Origin of the sequence: Dyadobacter bucti, from assembly GCF_005869225.1 — a bacterium.
Taxonomy (GTDB): Bacteria; Bacteroidota; Bacteroidia; order Cytophagales; family Spirosomataceae; genus Dyadobacter; species Dyadobacter bucti.
This window is the reverse complement of sequence record NZ_SWFP01000009.1, coordinates 99,733-118,858: the sequence shown is the minus strand read 5'-3', so window position 1 is coordinate 118,858 and position 19,126 is coordinate 99,733. Positions and strand designations below refer to the sequence as shown.

The 19,126-nt window shown below is 45.8% G+C and carries 17 protein-coding genes; 4 read left to right on the top strand and 13 right to left on the bottom strand.

Annotated elements, in window-relative coordinates; translation table 11 throughout:
- Window positions 1-16: 16 nt before the first annotated feature.
- Window positions 17-1,837 carry a sialate O-acetylesterase gene (locus FBF61_RS26215; RefSeq protein ID WP_138482979.1) on the top strand — a complete coding sequence of 607 codons (1,821 nt, stop codon included), beginning with the start codon at window positions 17-19 and terminating at the stop codon, window positions 1,835-1,837.
- A 119-nt stretch (window positions 1,838-1,956) separates the two neighbouring features.
- The gene (locus tag FBF61_RS26210) at window positions 1,957-2,400 is read left to right on the top strand and encodes a DUF4180 domain-containing protein (RefSeq protein ID WP_310590287.1); all 444 of its coding nucleotides are present in this window, start codon (window positions 1,957-1,959) and stop codon (window positions 2,398-2,400) included.
- Window positions 2,401-2,446: 46 nt separating this feature from the next.
- Here the strand turns inward: FBF61_RS26210 and FBF61_RS26205 are convergent, their stop codons facing one another.
- From FBF61_RS26205 to FBF61_RS26175, 7 genes are all read right to left on the bottom strand, one after another.
- Window positions 2,447-4,876, bottom strand: coding sequence for a TonB-dependent receptor (locus FBF61_RS26205; protein ID WP_138482977.1), 2,430 nt, complete (start codon window positions 4,874-4,876; stop codon window positions 2,447-2,449).
- A 71-nt stretch (window positions 4,877-4,947) separates the two neighbouring features.
- Window positions 4,948-6,093 carry a DUF3179 domain-containing (seleno)protein gene (locus FBF61_RS26200; protein ID WP_138482975.1) on the bottom strand — a complete coding sequence of 382 codons (1,146 nt, stop codon included), beginning with the start codon at window positions 6,091-6,093 and terminating at the stop codon, window positions 4,948-4,950.
- A gap of 108 nt (window positions 6,094-6,201) precedes the next feature.
- Entirely contained in the window at window positions 6,202-7,434 is a 1,233-nt protein-coding gene (locus tag FBF61_RS26195; RefSeq protein WP_138482973.1) for an MFS transporter, read from the bottom strand.
- Between the two features lie 8 nt (window positions 7,435-7,442).
- Window positions 7,443-10,214, bottom strand: coding sequence for a TonB-dependent receptor (locus FBF61_RS26190; protein ID WP_138482971.1), 2,772 nt, complete (start codon window positions 10,212-10,214; stop codon window positions 7,443-7,445).
- Window positions 10,215-10,241: 27 nt separating this feature from the next.
- On the bottom strand, window positions 10,242-10,802 hold the full coding sequence (locus FBF61_RS26185; RefSeq protein ID WP_138482968.1) for a carboxymuconolactone decarboxylase family protein: 561 nt from the start codon (window positions 10,800-10,802) through the stop codon (window positions 10,242-10,244).
- A gap of 11 nt (window positions 10,803-10,813) precedes the next feature.
- Window positions 10,814-11,347, bottom strand: coding sequence for a carboxymuconolactone decarboxylase family protein (locus tag FBF61_RS26180; protein ID WP_138482966.1), 534 nt, complete (start codon window positions 11,345-11,347; stop codon window positions 10,814-10,816).
- Window positions 11,348-11,483: 136 nt separating this feature from the next.
- Entirely contained in the window at window positions 11,484-12,038 is a 555-nt protein-coding gene (locus FBF61_RS26175) for a hypothetical protein (protein ID WP_229215230.1), read from the bottom strand.
- A gap of 178 nt (window positions 12,039-12,216) precedes the next feature.
- Here FBF61_RS26175 and FBF61_RS26170 point away from each other — a divergent pair, with 178 nt between their 5' ends.
- Window positions 12,217-12,558, top strand: a complete 342-nt coding sequence (locus FBF61_RS26170) for a cupin domain-containing protein (RefSeq protein ID WP_138482960.1) — start codon at window positions 12,217-12,219, stop codon at window positions 12,556-12,558.
- 137 nt (window positions 12,559-12,695) lie between these two features.
- On the opposite strand, the gene FBF61_RS26165 is transcribed toward FBF61_RS26170, so the two are convergent.
- The 5 genes from FBF61_RS26165 to FBF61_RS26145 all read right to left on the bottom strand — a co-directional run bounded on the left by FBF61_RS26165 (window position 12,696) and on the right by FBF61_RS26145 (window position 17,601).
- Window positions 12,696-13,028, bottom strand: a complete 333-nt coding sequence (locus tag FBF61_RS26165; RefSeq protein WP_138482958.1) for a hypothetical protein — start codon at window positions 13,026-13,028, stop codon at window positions 12,696-12,698.
- 337 nt (window positions 13,029-13,365) lie between these two features.
- The gene (locus FBF61_RS26160) at window positions 13,366-14,538 is read right to left on the bottom strand and encodes a glutathionylspermidine synthase family protein (protein WP_138482956.1); all 1,173 of its coding nucleotides are present in this window, start codon (window positions 14,536-14,538) and stop codon (window positions 13,366-13,368) included.
- 48 nt (window positions 14,539-14,586) lie between these two features.
- A complete protein-coding gene (locus FBF61_RS26155) occupies window positions 14,587-15,204 on the bottom strand; it encodes a Cj0371 family chemotaxis-regulating polar lipoprotein (RefSeq protein WP_138482954.1) in 618 nt (205 codons plus the stop codon).
- Window positions 15,205-15,413: 209 nt separating this feature from the next.
- Window positions 15,414-16,700, bottom strand: coding sequence for an aminotransferase class V-fold PLP-dependent enzyme (locus tag FBF61_RS26150; protein ID WP_138482952.1), 1,287 nt, complete (start codon window positions 16,698-16,700; stop codon window positions 15,414-15,416).
- A 67-nt stretch (window positions 16,701-16,767) separates the two neighbouring features.
- Window positions 16,768-17,601 (bottom strand): M23 family metallopeptidase, encoded by an 834-nt coding sequence (locus tag FBF61_RS26145; protein ID WP_229215229.1) that lies wholly within the window; start codon window positions 17,599-17,601, stop codon window positions 16,768-16,770.
- 90 nt (window positions 17,602-17,691) lie between these two features.
- Here FBF61_RS26145 and FBF61_RS26140 point away from each other — a divergent pair, with 90 nt between their 5' ends.
- On the top strand, window positions 17,692-18,663 hold the full coding sequence (locus FBF61_RS26140; protein ID WP_138482950.1) for an aldo/keto reductase: 972 nt from the start codon (window positions 17,692-17,694) through the stop codon (window positions 18,661-18,663).
- Window positions 18,664-18,710: 47 nt separating this feature from the next.
- On the opposite strand, the gene FBF61_RS26135 is transcribed toward FBF61_RS26140, so the two are convergent.
- On the bottom strand, window positions 18,711-19,121 hold the full coding sequence (locus FBF61_RS26135; protein WP_138482948.1) for a DoxX family protein: 411 nt from the start codon (window positions 19,119-19,121) through the stop codon (window positions 18,711-18,713).
- Window positions 19,122-19,126: the final 5 nt, after the last annotated feature.

Here is a 19,126-nt window from a genome sequence, read left to right as displayed (position 1 = left end):
AATAACTTCCTGAAAAATGAAACTTTTTAAAGCGTGGATATTAATGGTCACTTGTCTCACGGTAAATATTTGCAGTGCACAAACCGTATCGTTGTCGTATCCTATCAATAATGGTGTCATCCAGCGCAACACGCTCAATAAGGCAACAGTGACGATTGCGGGACAACTTGTTCACACCAATCTCGCAGTTCCTCTGAGTTATAGAGTCCGGACGGTGAGCACGACCGGCGTCGTAGGAGCAGCGGGACCTGCGACGAACCTGAGTTTAGCGGCAAACGGTATGTTTTACACTACGCTGTTGGTCGCTAAAGGCTGGTATTTATGTGAAATCCTTTTTAATGGTGTAGCATATGCCTCCGCGAAATTTGGAGTTGGAGACGTATTTATCATTGCCGGTCAATCAAATGCCCAAGGAACTGGAGATCCAAAATATGAACTCCCATCAAATGTCAATATCCCGGAATGGATCGTTGGTACATCCGAGGACAAGACATGCACTAAAAACATACCACATTCAGTCCTCAGTCTATTTTCCTTAAACACACCTGATCCGGTGAAGCGGTATGGCCGCTTGGGGCCAACAGGAAATAGCATTTGGGCTTACGCTACCTTAGGCAAACTAATCTCTGATGCAAATGGAGGAATGCCTGTGGCATTTTTCAATGCGGCGTCGGGAGGAACTACAATAACGCAATGGAAGCAAGGTGTGGACGGGGTCGAAGCAAAACATCCTTACGGAGGGGCGCAGATATGTTTAGGTTATAAGGGAGGTTCTGTAATTCCTTCTGACTATTATGGCCAGCCTTATACGCCGCTAAAAAACGCGTTAAATTATTTTGGATCAGTGTACGGCATGCGGGCTGTGCTCTGGCATCAGGGAGAATCCGACGCAGATCCAACCATTGCTCAAAGTTATCAGGCAACCAGCTCCGCCGATTATCAGGCCAAATTGCAGGCTGTAATTGCCAAATCACGCGCTGATTTCGGAGCTCCTAACCTGACCTGGTATATCTCCAAAACGTCTATCAGCAAATTCGGACCTCTTAAGCCGTTGGTTAGAACAGGGCAAGGCAATGTCGTAACGGGTTTGCCAAATCTTAGCGGGCCTGACACAGACTATGTAAATGGAAGTTCAGGGGCTACGACCATTAACGATGGCGGCGACGAATACCGGGGTGATAGTACCCATTTTTACGAAGGCTCCGGATCCATTAAAGGGCTTACCTGGCTGGCCAATAAATGGTACGCGACTATCGGTGGTTTGGTCAATCCAATCTCAGCGAGTTGGGTGCCGCAACTAACCTATTCGAAAATCGACGCTGACTGGCGAACACTTACCGCCCCTTCCGGAGGGGTTCAGTATATCTGGAACACAACTGATGCTAATTACCCTCCGGTTCCGGGAGGAAGTGCGAGTACATTTACAACTGATGGTAAGTATCTTGGCATCAAGTGCCATATAAAAGATGCCATAGGAAACTGGCACATTTCACCGTCGATAAATGTGGGCAAGTATGCCAACCAGCGGGAGGGGATAGATATTGTTAAAGATAACCAAAATGAACAACCCGGTTTTGAACTCAATGCCTACCCAAACCCCTATACCGATGGATTTACGGTCGCGTTTGATGTGCCCGATAACAATAGCCATGTCAGATTGGAAATTATTGACAGCCAGGGACTGGTTCTTCAAACGGTGGTAAACAATCCGCACGCAAAAGGTAAATGGGAGTATCCGGTAAAAGAGCTGCCTGATAGTACTAGTGAAATATTGTTTTGCAGATTAAAGATCAATGAAAACTATACAGTTAAAAAATTGGCGCACGTCACAAAATAATCTGAGATACAAAATACATCCATATTTATCTATTCTGTTAGCGCCGACATCCCCCGGCGCTAACTATTCCCTCCGACTTTCACCTGCCAGAAATAATCCTGCGTAAAAGCAAGGCACCTTTGGCAAAAAGTATTGAGAATATGATATTTGCCAACGAAGCTGAATACAATTCAACTCAACAGCTAAGCAGCAACAATCAAATGGAAATTAAAACACATCAGATCAACGGGCAGAAAATTGCGGAGGTGACAGCCGAAGGTTTGATCATTGCGACAATCGGGGACGGGACCGACCTGATAGGTAATTTGTACTACCAGGATTTCGACAAGGTGATCATTTATGAGAAAAACATTACACCTGATTTTTTTGATCTCAAGACTGGCATTGCCGGCGAAATTCTTCAAAAATTCTCTACCTACCGTATGCGTCTGGCTATTGTCGGCGATTTTAGCAAATATCCCGGCAAAAGCTTAAAAGATTTTATTTATGAAAGTAATAAGGCCGGGAGGATCAACTTTTTAAGTACAACCTCAGAAGCATTGGACCGGCTTACCCATGATTAGCAAATAAAAACCAGGTACCTGCAATACCATGCAGGCTACTGATCCGTCAGATTTTGATTCCAAACGACACTCCAATACTTCGCCCATCGGAACTCCATATCCCGGCTCCCGGGTACATTGTTGGCCTTTTGGTAAAATATTGCTTGTTGGTGATATTGTTGATCCCCATCCGCAGGCTGTAATTTCTGGTGATATGCAGGGTGCCGTTCAGATCCAGCAAACCATACCCTGGCACCTTGCCAATCGTGCCGTTCGCAGATGGCTCGATGGTGTTCAAAGGATTCGCGAAATTGGAGCTGACATAACTGTACTGGCACGTCAGTGACAGTTTTTTATACTGAAACTGAATCCCGTTCCGGGAAATCCAGTTGGGAACGCCCTCTACCCTATTTCCTTCAACGCTCGTATTTTCATTGTTCACAACCGCATTTCCTTTCAGGTATTTTGCATCGAAATAGGAAGTTGATGTAAATACCGACAGTTCTGTCGGCAGAGAAGAGTTGACGCTTCTGAATAAACTATACTCAATATAAGCCTCTACCCCGCGTGTCCGGGTGTCACCGGTAACTGTTCTGAAAAGATAGGCGGCATTATTTTCATCACGCATTGAAACAGTTCCCATACGGTTGTTGACCGACACCTGAAATACACCAATATCATACTTCATTTTTCCCTGCACATTACCGCCCACACCCGCTTCCAGGTTATATCCGTAAGCATCTTTGAGATTCTTATCCACTCTTTCCAAAACCGATCCCGGAATGATATCCTTAAAAACAACTGGTCTGTATGCCTGTGAAAATCCCGCGTAAATACGGTTCTGAGCATCAATTCGGTATTGTGTGCTGATTCCAAACAGCGGGAACTTGTGCTTGATCTTGTTGGGCAGATTTTCGGGGCTGTAATAGCTGATCTTCCCGGTCATATCGGTAGCGCCGCTTTCGATCCGGAAACCCGGCGAGACGCTCAGTTTGGAAGAGAGACAGATCATATTTTCTGCAAAAATAGCTATGTTGTCAGTGGTCATATACAAATCCCTTCCGAAGGCAGGATCGGTAACCGTCAGATCGAAATCACTACCTGTTGTACCTTTTCCAAGTTGCCTCCTGCGCAATTTGTTATGCATATACTGCACACCGCCCGACAATATGCTTTTGACGCCCCCGATCTCGTAATGATGTATCAAACGGATCTCAGAAGTAAAGCTCTTGAAATTATCAATGTCAACCTGACGCGCCCGGTAAGATTTCGTTGCAGAGCTGATCGTGTCGGGGACATTGGCAAAAGCGTCAAAAATGACACTGTTTCGGGCCCCGTACACGCCCGAATTGGTAAATTTCAGGTACGTGCCCGGATTGATTTTCCAATCTAGGGTAATCGAAGGGACATAGATGTCTGGGTTGAAATAATTGCGTGAACGCGTCGATTGGCGGGGATTGGCAGCGAACATAGCGTCTGTGAGCGGGCCCGGAATCTGGTAAATGTAGGATGAACGTCCCAATTCAGCCTTAATGCCGAGCGACCGGCTGATGTCATACGACAGGCTTACGAATTGAGATTCTGCATCGGACTTAGCATTCTTTCTGTAACCGTTTGAGTGCCTTTTTTGATAATATGCCGAATATGTAAACTTCCCTATCCTGCCGCCAATAGCATTATAAGAACTGAATAATCCGAAAGATCCCGCTGAATTAATGGTTTCAAAAGTAAAAGCTTTGGATGTATCCGGACCTTTGGATACATAATTGATCATCCCGCCAAACTGGGCACCATACTGCAGAGACGATGTGCCCCTTACCAGCTCCACTCTCTCAATCGACTCCATTGCAGGACTATAATGGCTTGCCGGATATCCATACATATCAGAATTGGTGATGACGCCATTCTGCCGGATATTGTATTCCCAGGATCTGTGCGGATCGAGCCCGCGCGTAGATATATTGATCTGATTACCGCTGCCGTCCATGTCATAGACAAAAACGCCCGGGATCTTGGCAAAAATCTGACGCCCGGTTTTCTCAGCTATGTTCCCATTTACTCCTTTCAATTGTACCACTTCACTTTTTTTACCGGCTGCTATGAAAGTGTTGTTGTGAACGTCTGGTAAGGCTTCGGTATAAATTACATTTCTGCGGTCTTCAACTGTTACTTCATTGAGGTTCTGCACACGCTCGCGGATCGAAACAGAAAGTATCAGCGTTTGCCCGGCAGTCAGTTCAACTTTTTTGTCAAGTGCTTCGTAACCGACCATCGAGAATTTGATATGATGTGCTCCCGCAGGCAATCTTTCAATTATATAATTTCCGGTGTTGTCAGTCTCCGTTACTTTTCCATTTTCCAACCGAACGGCCACTCCTTCCAGCGCTACACCTTTCTGATTCTGCACCTGCCCTTTTATGATTGACTGAGCTATCGTTTTGACGTCACTGGAAAGGAATATTAACACTATCAAAAGACAGGTAATAAGAGATTTCATTATTTGATTGGTAGAGATTTATTCAAAAAATAACTTAAATGCAAGTGACTGTCATATAACGTGATACGAATTCAATAGCGCTCGGTTTTGGGGTTAAAGGTTCGCCAGCTATGCCAGAATTCCTGATAGGCATTAACCGGTTTCAGGTCGGTTGCACTGCCCGAAACGCTTTTACCAAGAAAGTTATAGGCGCTGTTTTTTAAGAACAGAGTGTCATGGTTAACAGAAAAAGTATTGGTTTGGGTAACCCGGTCAAATGCAAAAATGCTTTTGTCGTCTTCTGACAAAACAACTGCAATGGGTCTTGATCCTACGCTGGTATTTATAATTCTTTCTTTTTTCAGACGGTTCCAGTCAAACGCTTTGCTGGCCTGGCCGACCTTTATTCCCACCACCCACGACTTGTCTTTCCAGGATGTAGTGTCGGTCAAAGTCAATGCGGAACGGCCTTTGCCGGTTTCATACCTGCTCATGGAATCATATTTAACCTGGTATGCAGGATCCGGTTGCATGATTTTGCTGTCAGGATGTAATCTCAGCCACTGTGCAAGAGACGTTTGCGTGATAGGCAATTCAGGTAGAAATTTACCTTTTAATGGCCCTGCAATCGCCTCGCCATTAGCCTGTCTCCACCAGCTTCCGGTAGTCTGATCTTCAAACATCGCATTAAAATGATCCATCCCTACTAGCCGGAATGCGTCTTTTTGCCCATTTACGAGAGGTTCGAAAACCCTTCCGGTCCTGCAAACAGTGCAATAAGTCACAATTATCGGCTTTCCCCCAAGAATGTCTTGGACCTGGTGATGATATCCTATGTATTGGATCGGGTATGCTTTTGCCTCTCCGTTCGCCTCTACCCCAATCACCAGCCGATTGTCTTCCACTTTATTCTGGGCAGCATGATGCAAAATCACCTCATTGGGCTGATAAAACATGGTATCGGCTGCCATTTCAAAATTAGTGGCGTAAGTAATTCCTGCGGCAATTAGCAAAACCAGCGCCGGCAGCCATTTCCTTTTCGCCTTAAAAACCGAAATAGCCCCCGACAGAATCAATACCCAGAAAAATATACGAAAAAACCAACGCCAGGAATGCAGGAAATAAGCCAGGTCAATGCTGTTCATCTGCTGGCTGCCCGGCATCGGCATAATAAAATAAACTTTTGCGATCTCGTAGAGAATAATGGCTGCAATTCCAATGTAAAATAATTTTTTCATAGTAGTGAAGGACAATCAACAGCAAGTCTTTTATATGTCAAGAAGTAAAAAAAAAGAAACGGATTCACCAAGCGGCAAATCCGTTTGCCTATTTATTAACCTATGATACTATACTAACTTCGCTTCTTTACTCTTCGCCGTCACGACCAACGCGACCAAAAAAGGAATGGTAAATACCAGCAGCGCATTGCCGAACCCGCCCAAAAAACTCACGAGCGCTCCAATAAAAAACACCGCTGTGGCTGTAAAAAACCTACCTGCATTGAAGCAAAAACCGGTTGCCGTGGCACGTACGGAAACGGGAAACAACTCCGGGATATAAGCCGACAATGTGCCCTGACTCAATCCGAAACAAAAAGCAAGCAGGGCAGTTTCGACATAAACAATGCTTGAGAATTCACGGTTAGTCAGGAAGAGGATCGTGCACAAAACCAGGCAGCTGCCAAATGTGAACATCAGTGTTTTGCGTTTTCCAAGCCGGTTGACCAGTATTCCGGAGAATATTCCGCCGGTAATACCTCCCATACCAAGCAGGATCATCGTTAGACCCCTCTCTTTTTGTCCGTCTTCACCCGATACAAGTAAAGTTTGCACCCAGGTAGGCAACCACGAAAATATCCCCCAAAGCCCGATCAATACAGAACCGAAAATGACCGAGCCGGATATCAGATTGGCTTTATTTGTTGCTTGAAACAATCCTCCGGAATTACTTTTTTCAATCCGCGTGCTGCTCCATTTGTCCGATTCGGGCGCCAATAAAAAAATCAGCAGCGCGGTCATCACCGGGATTATCCCGATCCCGAAAGCAGTCCGCCAGTCGGAAAAAAGGAGGTTCAGGCTGCCCGTGGTTACAATTCCAACCGGAAAAAAAACCGCCAGAATCCCCAGCATGACTGCACGGGTACGTTGTTCCCAAATTTCTGAAATGTATACGGTTGTGATGAGCAACACGCCGCCCACACCCATTCCGGTTACAAACCGAAAAGCCAGTAACATATACCAATCGGGAACTATCGTGACAAGGCATGTGAATATGCCGTAAAGTGCCGTAACCAAAGTGAGTGATTTGACCCGCCCAACGCGATCACTGACCATTCCGAACAATAACCCGCCGCACATCCAGCCATACAAAAAAAGCGCATTGACATAAGCCCCGATCTTCCCCAGCTCTGCCTCGCTGACCGGCTGCCCTTTGAGCTCAGGAATGGCCACAGGCAAGTATACAGACATAAGAGTTGATACAGTACCGCTCAACATATAACTTACCACGCACAGCCCGAACGCCAGCCATTTTCTGGTGCTGCTCATTGATCCGGTATTAACGATTTCCAGTGTTTCCATGCCTATTGCTATCTGAAAAGCTGATCAAAGTTCAAACTGATGTAATACAAGCCGCCGACCGCAGGCGAACCATAGGCCTGTACGATATACTTATTGGTAATGTTTGATCCGCCCAGTTTCACGATCGTTTTCAGGCTGGGAATACGGTAGCTTACCTGGGCGTCGAGCAGGCTGTAGCCGCGCACTCTTCCCGGTGCCATTTCTGTGAACGTACCGTACCAGTCGAATCTTTGCTGCCAGTGCCAGGCAAGGTTAAAGCCGATTTTATCGGTCAGCCGGGCATTTCCGAACATGACATTGGTTTTCCATTTCGGGGTATTGAAGGCAGGGATGTTGTTTTGATCCGCCTCCCGCATATTGAAATCGATCCAGGTCGCATTGACGCCGAGTTTGTAATTTTTGGGCAGCGAATAAGTCAGCCCCGCGCTTACACCCTGGATAGAAACCTTGTCGGCTGCATTGGTATATAATTGAAAAAGCTGCCTGTCCGCACCCAGTAATTCGGCCGCCGCCGCCGGATTTACAGATCCGTCCCCAAGCAGGATATCCGATTTTGCACGGGCTACTACTGTATTGATCATAAAATCCGTATACTCGCTATAATAGTAATTCACATCAAAAAGCAACTTCTTAGCGATCAACCCCTTGTAGCCAATCTCATAGCTTTTCACCTTTTCCGATTTGATATAAGGTACATTGGACTTTACCAACTTATTCTTATTGTTCGCCACAGCCTGAGGGAAAGGTGTACCCTGTGCCATATCCTCCCCAAAAGCACTTGCAAAAGCCCCGAACGAGGCGATCGTCACTGAGTTTTCGTAGGCATTCAACCCCTGGGAATTGACCGGTGCGCCACCCAGAATGATGATCGGCCCAACATTCAGTTTGATATATTGGTCACCGATCGTAGGGTTTCTGAAACCGGTCTGGTATGAGGCTCTGAAATGATGGTTTTCAGTTGGAGAGAACACAGCTGACGCCCGGGGTGTAAAACGGCCGTCAAAGTTTTCGTTTTTATCATAACGACCTGACAATGTAATTTTCAATTTATCTTTCAACAATGCCTTTGAAGCCTGCGCAAACACACCGTACTCCTGATTAGTGAGGTCTTTGTCTTTATCATCAAACAATGTTCCGCCTGTATCCAGGTAATATTTCCGGTAATTTCCTCCGACCTGAAGATTAATAAATCTGAGGACTGAGCTGAAATCATACATACCTTCAATGTGGCGCAAACTGCACTGGCTGAGAATGCCCGCGCCCGCGAGGCCCCGGGTTTGGATAAGCCTGTCTTTTGCACTTTCAAATTCCGAAGAACCGGGCAGAATACGTCCCTGATCGGCGAAAGAGCGCGCAGAGGTATGATCGTGATTTGTGACACCGGTAATTGTACCATTGTAGGCTGCAATGTATCTTTCAAACCAGACTGCATCGGCTTTGTCAGGCGTTACTGTGACGCCTTTCAGGTCTTTGACCCAGGTTCTGTTGATGTGCTGGCCCAACGCCCGGGTATTGTAAGAATTGGTGGAAAGTTCTTTGTTACTGTAAGCACGCACATAGAAATTACTGCCTTTCAACTCCAGTTTGTGCTGTATGAACTTAAAATCGTTGATCACAAAACGGTTACTTCCTGTGTACTGGGCAGTACCCTGATTGAAATTCCCCTGGTAGATCGCTTCAAGCTTGTCGGTAATCCTGTAATGCAAAGCCCCATTGAGTTTCAAACTGTATACGCCATAGGTAGCGAGATCTTTTTCTTCGTAACCTGTGCGTGAAACACGGCCGATGTCCGGGATTGTCTGCGCCACCTCATCTCCGTAAATATTCAGCGCATTTCTCCCCGGGTTGTTTGGCCCCCGGTTGGCAGATGGTGTATTGGGATCAATATCAGTGTAATCATTTGCATACCAGTCTGTTCCCTTCAGGTAAGATGCATTGACCTTGAAGGCAAATTTATTGTTAAAAGCTTTTGCGTAACGCATTGCCAGATCATACAACGGCTTGGCGCCCAATCCGGTGCCGTCACCAATGTGATTGACCCCGAATTTGGTCTGAGCACTCAGACCCTGATATTCGAACGGATTTTTGGTCCTGGTATTGAGCATACCATTGAACGCAATCGGGCCATATAACGCTGACGCAGCGCCGGGAATCAGTTCGGCACTCTCCACATCAATATCATGCGGCCCAAACAAATTCCCCATCGCAAAACCAAGCCCCGACGGCTGGTTATCCACACCGTCAACGAGTTGTAAAAACCGGCTGTTTCCGGTAGTATTAAACCCCCGCGTATTGATTTGTTTATAGGTAAGGCTGCTGGTAACCATATCCAGCGACTTCATGTTGACCAGCCCATCGTAATAATTAGCCGAAGGCGACTGCTGAATGGCACGCGCGTCCATTTTTTCAATGCTGACAGGCGAACGCAAAATATTCTCTTCCACCCGTGACGCGGAAACAACGACCTGATTTAACTCTTCAATAGAAGGTATGAGACTGATTTGAATATTCTCGGTTGAGCTTACATTTATTTGCTGTCTAGCGTATCCGACAAAAGAAATGAGCAACGTCGCGGGAATGGCCGTTTTTAACTCAAAAACACCATCGGCGTTGGTGACCGTCCCGGTATTTTTTCCTTTCACAGAAACTGAAACTCCTGCAAGCGGCTTCCCGGAATCTCCGTCCGAAATACTGCCGGAGATCCTCTGGGATTGCGCCTGCAAAATATGTGCATATAGCATGCATAAGCACGTAGTAACCACAAGTAAATGTTTTTTCATGTTGAGTTCTTTTTAGTCAGGAGGTTTTTACTTTTTTAAATGGTCATAACCATCGGGCAGACGATTGTAACCGTTGTCCACTAAACGTTGCCCCAGGCCATGATAGAATTCCGGATTTTCCGGCGCCACTGTGGCCATACCGTCGACATACCGGTTGTACAGACAAAATAGAGCCGCGATCAGCACTGTGTCGTGGATCTCTAAGTCGGTAGCTCCATTGTTTTTGGCATCTTCAATTGCCAAAGTGGTTACTGCTTTTCCACTAACCTGAACTTGCCGGGCTATTTTTAGCAGTGATTTCATTTTCTCACTTACCGGTGCTGCATCTATATCGTGCTTTATGATTTCGCAGGTTTCAACGTCACCAAGTAACAGGTCGGCAGCAGCGGTATGCGCCGCTGTACAAAATGCACATGCGTTATGATGAGACACAATCGTGGCAATTAGTTCCCGTTCGCCTGGACTGAGCGTCGAGTCACCGCGCAACAAAAATTGTGTCAGCTGGCGAATGGGCAAAGCTGTGTGCTTGCTATACTCCAGCAACCCGGTTATTCCGGGTAAATGATCCGGTAATGGGATATGCGGCATATCTGTATTAGTTAAACATATCCTTTAAAAGCCATCCGCTGGCCCATTTCCCGGTAGCCCTCATGTTCCTCAGGAGCCCAGGTTCCGAGCCCGTCGACATACCTGTTAAACATGCAGAACGCAGCAGCGATCAGTACCGTATCGTGAATTTCCTGATCTGTCGCTCCCTCCGCCCGGGCAGCGGCAACATCTTCTTCCAATACATGCTTTCCGCCTTTTTGCACTTTTGAGGCGATATAAAGCAGGGTGCGAAGTTTTGTGGAAACTGATATGGTTTTAAAACCCTCCTTGATGTCATCGATCAAATCCAGGTCGCAAGCCAGATGTGCCATTGCCGCTGCACCGTGTGATGTGTGGCAAAAATGACAATTGTTCAAATGAGAAACGTACGAAGCTATGAGCTCTCTCTCTGAACTTGCAATCGGAGATTCGCCTCTGAGCAGCGTTTCTGCCAGCAATCTCAACGGCGCGGCGGTTTCAGGCCGAAAATTAAATAATCCGACAATTCCCGGAAGTGTCTCATCCGGTAACGTTATATGTGCCATTTTAGGATTGCCTGTTTAATGAACCCGATTTAGTAAAACCTGACCCTTCACAAGCTGCGAATGAAAATACATTCAGCTCCTTTCGTGCCTATGCACGGAATGAGCCCGCAACTTCTGTAGAAGAAAAAAAGAAAAACTAAGCCCGATCAGGCGGAGGTGAAGGAATGCTGAAATGTGGCGCCGGTTGAGAAGACCCGATCGAAGGATATTGCGCTTCGGTAACGGAAACCCATTCTACAAGGTAGAAAGTGTGCTTCCTTCCTGTAGTCATATATTCTTTGAGGAAATTTTTTAGGAGTAAAGAGTGCGAATCATTTTGTGGGCTGGAAGCATTGCCCGTAACCTGATCATTGATTTTTGAAACCAGATCACTGAAACGGTCCCGCGCATTCTGGTCAAATTCGCATTCGACATACAGTGTATCGTTAATTAGCTGCTGGGTTTTCATCTGGTAAAACTGCCCCTCATGCTCAATCTGCCCTTCTACGGGTTCCGGGGCATCCCAACTTGTCTGGTAAGGAACCGACACCGGAACCTTAATGACGATATTATGTGTGCCGGCAGGCTGCTGCACAAAGTTATTATCCCCAGAGCTGATAGTATGCCGCTCTTCCGCCAGGTAGACTATAGAATAGCCCACCATGTTATAAAGCAGCAGCCCTAAAAGCAATATGGATAAAATCCTGCGCAATGTTGTAATAATAAAATTTAAGACAGATTTTACAAATGTATAAAAAGCATCATGAATTTAGAGAATCTACCCTAATTATTTCATTTTTACAGGATTTGGGTTCCTGACTCAAAAATTACTCAATTTTACAATAATTTGAAACCAATTCGATCAGAATAAAACATCAGTAATTGCTAATATGCCTTTTGTAGATTTTAATACTAAAAAAACAGTGCGGATCTGGGACGGGATCTATGGAACGCTTGCTCATTCCGATAAACTTACTTTTGGACATTTCACTATCGACGAGGGTACGGTCCTGCCGGAGCACAGCCATTTCCACGAACAGTGGTGCCATATCCTGGAAGGTGAGCTGGAATTTGAGATAGGAGGAGAAAGGATGGTTTTGACCAGTGGCATGACTGCTTACATTCCTTCGGATGTTCCGCATTCCGCAGTAGCCCATACGCGATGCAAAGTCATAGACTGCTTTTCTCCGGTGCGGCAAGATTTTGTGGAACTGGAAGAACAGGCGCAGTAAAAAAAGTGGGCAAGTCAGAAACATGAATGATCATCAGTGTTTCTAGACCTGCCCTGTTTTGTGTGTAATTTTGTGTAAAAATAGCCTCTACTTGACGTCGGATACATTGTGCCAATATCCTGGCTGATACCGTGGCATTAAACCAGGTCTCTTTCGTACTGCAATCCGATCTTGGCCGGGGGATAACTTAATACTTTGTTGAATTCGGACACCACCTGATTAACCTGCCGCTGAGAGACTCCGCTGTATTCCAATACAAGTGATTTAGCCTGCTGCGCACCCGATCTTTTCATTTTCCAGTACTGAGGGTGGTTAATTCCTATCGGGCTCCGAAAAAACTTCTCTTTGGGCTCTTTTATCAATATTTCATATTCGGTGCTCAATTCGGGGCTGTCATTCAGAAAATATCCTTTCACAATGACTTTTACTTCTCTTCCTCCTTTTAATTGAAAAATCTTTTCGTGAATCATAACGGTTTTGTTTAAGAATAAGTGGCTAATAATTGATTTAGGTGCGCCCCACTTTAAGCTTGAAACTTTTGTATCTGCTGTGTGTAAAGCGCTATGATTTAAACTGATAACATGTAATTAATACTTTATCAACAGGTTGCAAACTTTGTAATACAAACCGATTATTTCTCAAAAAGATGAGCGAACGGTAGATTAAATTAGCCTGCGGTAAATTTCTGGTGATATGATGTATAAAATTCGTCTTATCCTCTTACAAAATAGAAATAACCGATAGAACATATAGGATTCACAACGCCCGGCTTGCCAATTAATTTTACAATTTATTCAATGATTTTCACTATTTAACCAGATGACCAACAAACTGAGCGGTGTTGTCGAGTATTTTGCGCCCTCTGCGGAATCCTAATCCGCAAGGCTCACCGGCATAAAATACCCCGGCCTGGTATGAATTCCCAGCTTTATCCATCGGGAAAGTAACATACTCCTGGTAAATCCTGGGCTGTTTGTCATACTCTCCTTCAACACTTTCCAGCACCTCGCCGCCTTTTTCGAGAATGGATACATTGGCACCCTCTCTTCCCAGCAACACTTTACTTACACATTTTTTATGTGGCAATGCATACCGTTCCGTTTGTAAAAGCAATGGATGGTAGGGATAAAGGTCCCACAGGATTTTTAGTATGTATTTTGATTGAAAAAGAAGTGTGTAGGCAGGATTAAGTATGATTGCTTTTCTGTTTTTTACGATCTCGGTGAGCATACTGGCCAGTTCCGGCTCGTCATTTCCGATATGCTCCCAGGGAACAAGCTTAAACCAGAAATCAAAACGAACAAAATTGCCGGTATCGGGATCCTGCTTGAAAATCCCGTTTCCATTAGAAAACTCCACCTCTTCCACGTAAGCAAAATCCGTATCGAAACCGGCTTCCTCGGCCGCTTCGGATAACAAAGAAACATTGGTATCGTCCTCGGCATAACCCCGCATCGTAGAAAAAAGAATAGAGGGTGTAAGGTCTTTATTCACTTCTTTTAAATACTGAAACTGACTGACAAGCGTCTCATAAAGTGTATTAAACTGTCCCGAATCATCCAGTCCGTTAATCCGCAAATGCGCCCACTGCACCACAGCCGTTTCAGGAATGCAGGTTGCGGTATCGGCATTAAATTCTATGAATTTGATGGATTCTTTTTCAAAACCGCCCGCAAGATCAAACCGCCCGTAAAGGTGTACCTGCCTGTCATCCTCCCAGGTTACTTTGATCAGCTCGATCAGGTTCTCCGGAATTCCCATATCCCGGAAGAGATTGTTATCTATCGCGTATTGGCCGGCGTCCACCAGCATATCATACAATGTGCTTGCCGCCTCGTAATATTGGTCCGCCTGCTCCTGACTGACAACTACAACATCGCCGGTTACATAAGCAGACGTATCCGTACCCAGCATCCAGTTCCATCCGACATTCTGCAATGCTTTCTCGGGGTGATTCGGGAGGGATTTCAGTTCAACCATGATTTTTATTTAGAATATTCGTTTCTATAACTAGTTCCGGGCACTACATTACCCACCGCTCCGCCCCGCTGACCTTCCGAAGAAACCGCTCCTGCCGCCGGCTGGCCGAGAAGTTACAACACGGGTAGCGCGTGATGCATTTACATCCCTGACTACGCCCTGCGATCTGGAATAAGTATCCGGATTACTGTAAAATCCACGGGCGGTAGCTCCGCCGTCACGGTCGCGATAATTATTGATATAGGCATTATTGGCATTACGCCCCATCAAATAACCCATTCCACCATACAGAAGCATACTCGACAATCCGCTGTGATGCCCTACATAATTTTGGTTGGTCCGGATCTCTTCGTCCACCAGTGCTTTTGCGGCAGCAGTGCTGAGTGAATCCGTATGGCCATCGAGGTAAGTCACAATCGCGACTGACTTGTCGGCGTCTACACTTTCTTCATCGGTAATTTTAAACTCTCCCGGTTTCACTTCTTTGATATGTGAGCGGATGCCTTTTGAATAAGTGGTTTCCTCATAACTGTACGCCGACTCATCATCATTGGAAGAACATCCTGGCATCATCATTCCTGAAGAAAGAATAGCAAGAGCGAGCGCACTGCTGATACTGATATCTTTGGCTTTTTTGATGAAAGATCCTTTTCTTAATTGTGTCATAGCTCTGGTTTTAAATAAGGGAATTTCAAAAATACGGCTTTCTGCCTGGTTAAAAACCTAAATTGTTCGAATGGTTGATATTCCCCGGTTTAAAAATGCATTGCGTTACAAACGGTCTTTCCTGCAAACATTTACCAAAAGAAAAAGCATAACCAATACATCAGAGTTTTGATTATGCTTTTATCCCTTATTCAGGAAATCAGTCCATTTTATGCCTTTTTAGCTATTTTTTCAAGAGCGCCCACCAGTTTGTCGAGGTCGCTGAGCTTGGTATAAACGTGGGGTGTGACCCGCACGCAATGTATATTTTCCCAGTTGATCCCGACCGTATGGATCTGATAATCCTTCATGAGTTTTCCGTCCAGCTCCTCGGGTTTCATACCGTCTATACTTACTCCGGCAATGGCACAGGAAAATTCAGGTTTCAGAGAAGTATGGATTTTCACACCGGGAATCTGCATCGCTTTTTCAGCCCAGTATTTTTTCAGGTAATGCACTCTTTCTTCTTTTCTTTTTGAGCCGATGCCTTCCTGAAAATTAACTGCCTCCCCTATGGCCTGCTCAATACAGAAACTCCTGGTACCCAGCGTCTCAAACTTGCGTATGTCCGCACTTTTCGGCACGCTGTTACATAACAGCGGCCATATTTTTTCGATCTTGTCTTTTTTAATCCACATCATGCCGCTGCCCACAGGCGCACTCAGAAATTTGTGCAGGCTGGTTCCATAGTAATCACATTCCAGGTCGGGGATTTTGTAATCCAGCAAACCGAAAGTATGGGCGCCGTCCACTACCACCTCAATTCCCTTGCTATGGGCCATTTGGGAGATCTTCTTCACCGGCATAATCTGCCCCACCCAGTTAATGATGTGGGTAATGTGAATAATTTTGGTTTTTGGTGTGACTGCATCTGCATAGGCTTTTACAATCTGCTCGTCATTTTCAATAGGAAAATCGAAAGACAATTGCTTGTACACCACCCCGTCCCGCATTTGCCTTTGTTTATAGGCTTGTATCATATTGGGGTAGTCCTGTATGGTACCGATGATTTCGTCCCCTTTTTCAAGCGGTAACCCAAAAATTATGGTGTTCAGCGCCTCAGTAGCATTCCGGTTGATCGCAATTTCCTCGGCATCGCATCCGGCAAGCTTCGCAAGCCTTTGCCTCAGCGGCTCGCGGCCCTTATCCATGATACGCCACATGTAGTACGAAGGTCCCTGGGCGGCGGCCTTGTTGTATTTGTCCAAAGCCTGCTGAACCGCTATGGGAGAAGGCGAAACGCCACCGTTATTGAGGATAATCACTTCACTTTTGCTGGCAGTATAAGCGTCCTGAATGACAGACCAGTAGTCCTCATTTTGGGCACTATTGGGATTCCAAAGTTTTTCTGCTTCCTGAAAATCGGCAGCGTGCAATTCATTAAAAAGGCTGTTCACGCCAAACGCGCCCATACCAAGGGCTGCGCTTTTCCTGAAAAAATCCCGACGGTTGTTCATAGAGTTGGTTTATAGGAATAGTAATTGAGCAACTTACAATATATATTCAAATTGCGGGTAATCCCAATTAATTCCACTCCAAATTATCTTTTACCGTCGCCATATACATCCAGTCGTAGGTATTATAAGGTTCCGGGTGGGCGCTGCTGTCGAGTTGAAGGTACATCAGGTGCAAATGCGTCGGCGAACGTTTTTTGTATGCATTAAAACCGGAGCGCCCCACTTCTGCGATCTTATCACCGGCTTTTACCCACTGCCCGGGTTGGACCTGAACGATATTATTATGGGCGTAATAAAAAAGACCGTCCAGGCAGGGATCATAAATCCATATCCAGTTCCCGCCCCGCAGTTCACTGTCGTATCGCCAGTTTGTTTCTGTGGCCACTACTATTCCCGAAGAAAATGCCAGCACGTCAACTGGTTTCCAGGTCCGGTCGTCCAGATTATCCTGATCTTTGTCTTTGATAAACAAGTCATGGGCCGGGTGGCTCCCTTTTACATCCATATCAAAAAGGTCGAATCCGTCGGGTTTGTAACCTCGTCCTCTGCCCCCGATGGACTCCCTCTGTGTGTAGGCTTGTATCGGATAAACAAAATAGGAGGAATCAATTGCTTTGCAGGACTCCTTGCTAAAACTGGCCCTCAGGCCGAAAATGACCGCCTGAAACGCCGCCCGGGCAGAGTCCGGTGAAATGTTCCGGTCCCGGATATCGATCTGCATCTGATGGAACGCATCACAATAATCTTTGACCCCATCAGAAGTTTTTGTTTCGTTTGTCCAGCCGGCAACTCCCACAATCAATACTATCCCGACAATTCTTTTTGCAGTCATTAACAAAGCCTTTTTCATCCAGCCTGATTCCATCACTTTATTCACATCCGAGGGATAAGCGTATCGCATTTTGATAATTTAAATTGTACAAATGTATTTGTAATACATTAAAAAGATGCAACCGTATCCTTTAAACAGGGAACATCAAACAACTTGAAAATGCAAAACCGTCGCTTTGGACGTACAGGCTGGGAAATCAGCGAAATAGGATATGGCATGTGGGGGCTGGCTGGCTGGACAGGCTCTGATCGCAAGGAAACTGACGACTCGCTAAATCTGGCCGTAGAATCAGGCGTCAATTTTTTTGATACGGCATGGGGGTATGCGGAAGGACTGAGCGAACAAATCCTCGGAGATCTGATACGCCGCTATCCCGACAAAAAACTGTACGCTGCTACCAAAATCCCGCCAAAGAACCGCAGCTGGCCTTCCCGTCCCGAATTTACCCTGAAAGAAGTTTTTCCAGCCGAATATATCGTGGAATACACTGAAAAAAGCCTTAAAAATCTTGGTACCGAGCGCATCGATCTCCTTCAGTTCCATGTGTGGGAAGACGGCTGGGCGCAGGAAGACGAATGGAAAGAGGCTATTCAAAAACTGACTAAAGAAGGAAAGGTCGAAAGATGGGGTATCAGCATCAACCGCTGGGAGCCGAACAATGCGCTGGAAACACTGAAAACCGGTATGATCGATGCGGTTCAGGTGATCTACAATATTTTTGACCAGGCACCTGAAGATCAATTGTTCCCGCTTTGCAAGAAACTGGACATCGGTGTGATCGCCCGCGTCCCGTTTGACGAAGGCACCCTTACGGGTACTTTGACCAAAGAGACTACTTTTCCCGCAGACGACTGGCGTTCTACTTATTTCGTCCCTGAAAACCTGAATTCCAGCGTGGACCATGCTGAAGCGCTGCGGACAGACATCCCGGAGGGCATGACCATGCCGGAACTTGCGCTGCGGTTTATCCTCAACAATCCGGATGTGCACACAACCATTCCGGGTATGCGCAAATTACCCCATGTAAGATCTAATGTAGCCGTAAGTGACGGAACCAAACTGGAAGCTTCCGTTGCGGAAAAACTGAAAAAACACCGCTGGGACCGCTCCCCGACCCAGTGGTCGCAATAGATAGGCAAAACCCTTCTCCCAAGTATAACCGGAAGAAGGGTTTTATTTTATTTATACAATCCCCGGTCAATTGAGAACTTACCCGGCCCGGTAAGAAACAGCGTAATGTACGGGATCAGAAATAATAATGAATGTTCTTTTTTATCAAAGGGATCGTCGCCGTGAATGATAAATGTAACAACCGTCATAGTGATGATCAACGGGATTAACACCGCCCGCGACCCCAGCCCCAGAATCAGCAATACCGAACAAAAGAATTCTGCAAAAACAGTCAAAACCAGCGAAGGCCCTTCTCCTATTCCGATGGGATCTGCAAAGGAATGATCCCCGCCTATGGCTCTTGTTAGTTTGGGATACCCATGTGTAAGCATCAGCAACGAAACTCCTACCCTCAGAATTAGTACTCCCCAGTCTACCGGTGCCGGCAGCTTCATGGGTTTTAAAAATTTCCTAAGCATACTCG

What these genes read in the sequence shown, in the direction of transcription:
- FBF61_RS26215 (WP_138482979.1), top strand. Translation starts at nt 17, where the DNA reads ATGAAACTTTTTAAAGCGTGGATATTAATGGTCACTTGTCTCACGGTA.
- FBF61_RS26205 (WP_138482977.1), bottom strand. Translation starts at nt 4,876, where the DNA reads ATGAAATCTCTTATTACCTGTCTTTTGATAGTGTTAATATTCCTTTCC.
- FBF61_RS26200 (WP_138482975.1), bottom strand. Translation starts at nt 6,093, where the DNA reads ATGAAAAAATTATTTTACATTGGAATTGCAGCCATTATTCTCTACGAG.
- FBF61_RS26195 (WP_138482973.1), bottom strand. Translation starts at nt 7,434, where the DNA reads ATGGAAACACTGGAAATCGTTAATACCGGATCAATGAGCAGCACCAGA.
- FBF61_RS26190 (WP_138482971.1), bottom strand. Translation starts at nt 10,214, where the DNA reads ATGAAAAAACATTTACTTGTGGTTACTACGTGCTTATGCATGCTATAT.
- FBF61_RS26185 (WP_138482968.1), bottom strand. Translation starts at nt 10,802, where the DNA reads ATGCCGCATATCCCATTACCGGATCATTTACCCGGAATAACCGGGTTG.
- FBF61_RS26180 (WP_138482966.1), bottom strand. Translation starts at nt 11,347, where the DNA reads ATGGCACATATAACGTTACCGGATGAGACACTTCCGGGAATTGTCGGA.
- FBF61_RS26170 (WP_138482960.1), top strand. Translation starts at nt 12,217, where the DNA reads ATGCCTTTTGTAGATTTTAATACTAAAAAAACAGTGCGGATCTGGGAC.
- FBF61_RS26165 (WP_138482958.1), bottom strand. Translation starts at nt 13,028, where the DNA reads ATGATTCACGAAAAGATTTTTCAATTAAAAGGAGGAAGAGAAGTAAAA.
- FBF61_RS26160 (WP_138482956.1), bottom strand. Translation starts at nt 14,538, where the DNA reads ATGGTTGAACTGAAATCCCTCCCGAATCACCCCGAGAAAGCATTGCAG.
- FBF61_RS26155 (WP_138482954.1), bottom strand. Translation starts at nt 15,204, where the DNA reads ATGACACAATTAAGAAAAGGATCTTTCATCAAAAAAGCCAAAGATATC.
- FBF61_RS26150 (WP_138482952.1), bottom strand. Translation starts at nt 16,700, where the DNA reads ATGAACAACCGTCGGGATTTTTTCAGGAAAAGCGCAGCCCTTGGTATG.
- FBF61_RS26145 (WP_229215229.1), bottom strand. Translation starts at nt 17,601, where the DNA reads ATGCGATACGCTTATCCCTCGGATGTGAATAAAGTGATGGAATCAGGC.
- FBF61_RS26140 (WP_138482950.1), top strand. Translation starts at nt 17,692, where the DNA reads ATGCAAAACCGTCGCTTTGGACGTACAGGCTGGGAAATCAGCGAAATA.
- FBF61_RS26135 (WP_138482948.1), bottom strand. Translation starts at nt 19,121, where the DNA reads ATGCTTAGGAAATTTTTAAAACCCATGAAGCTGCCGGCACCGGTAGAC.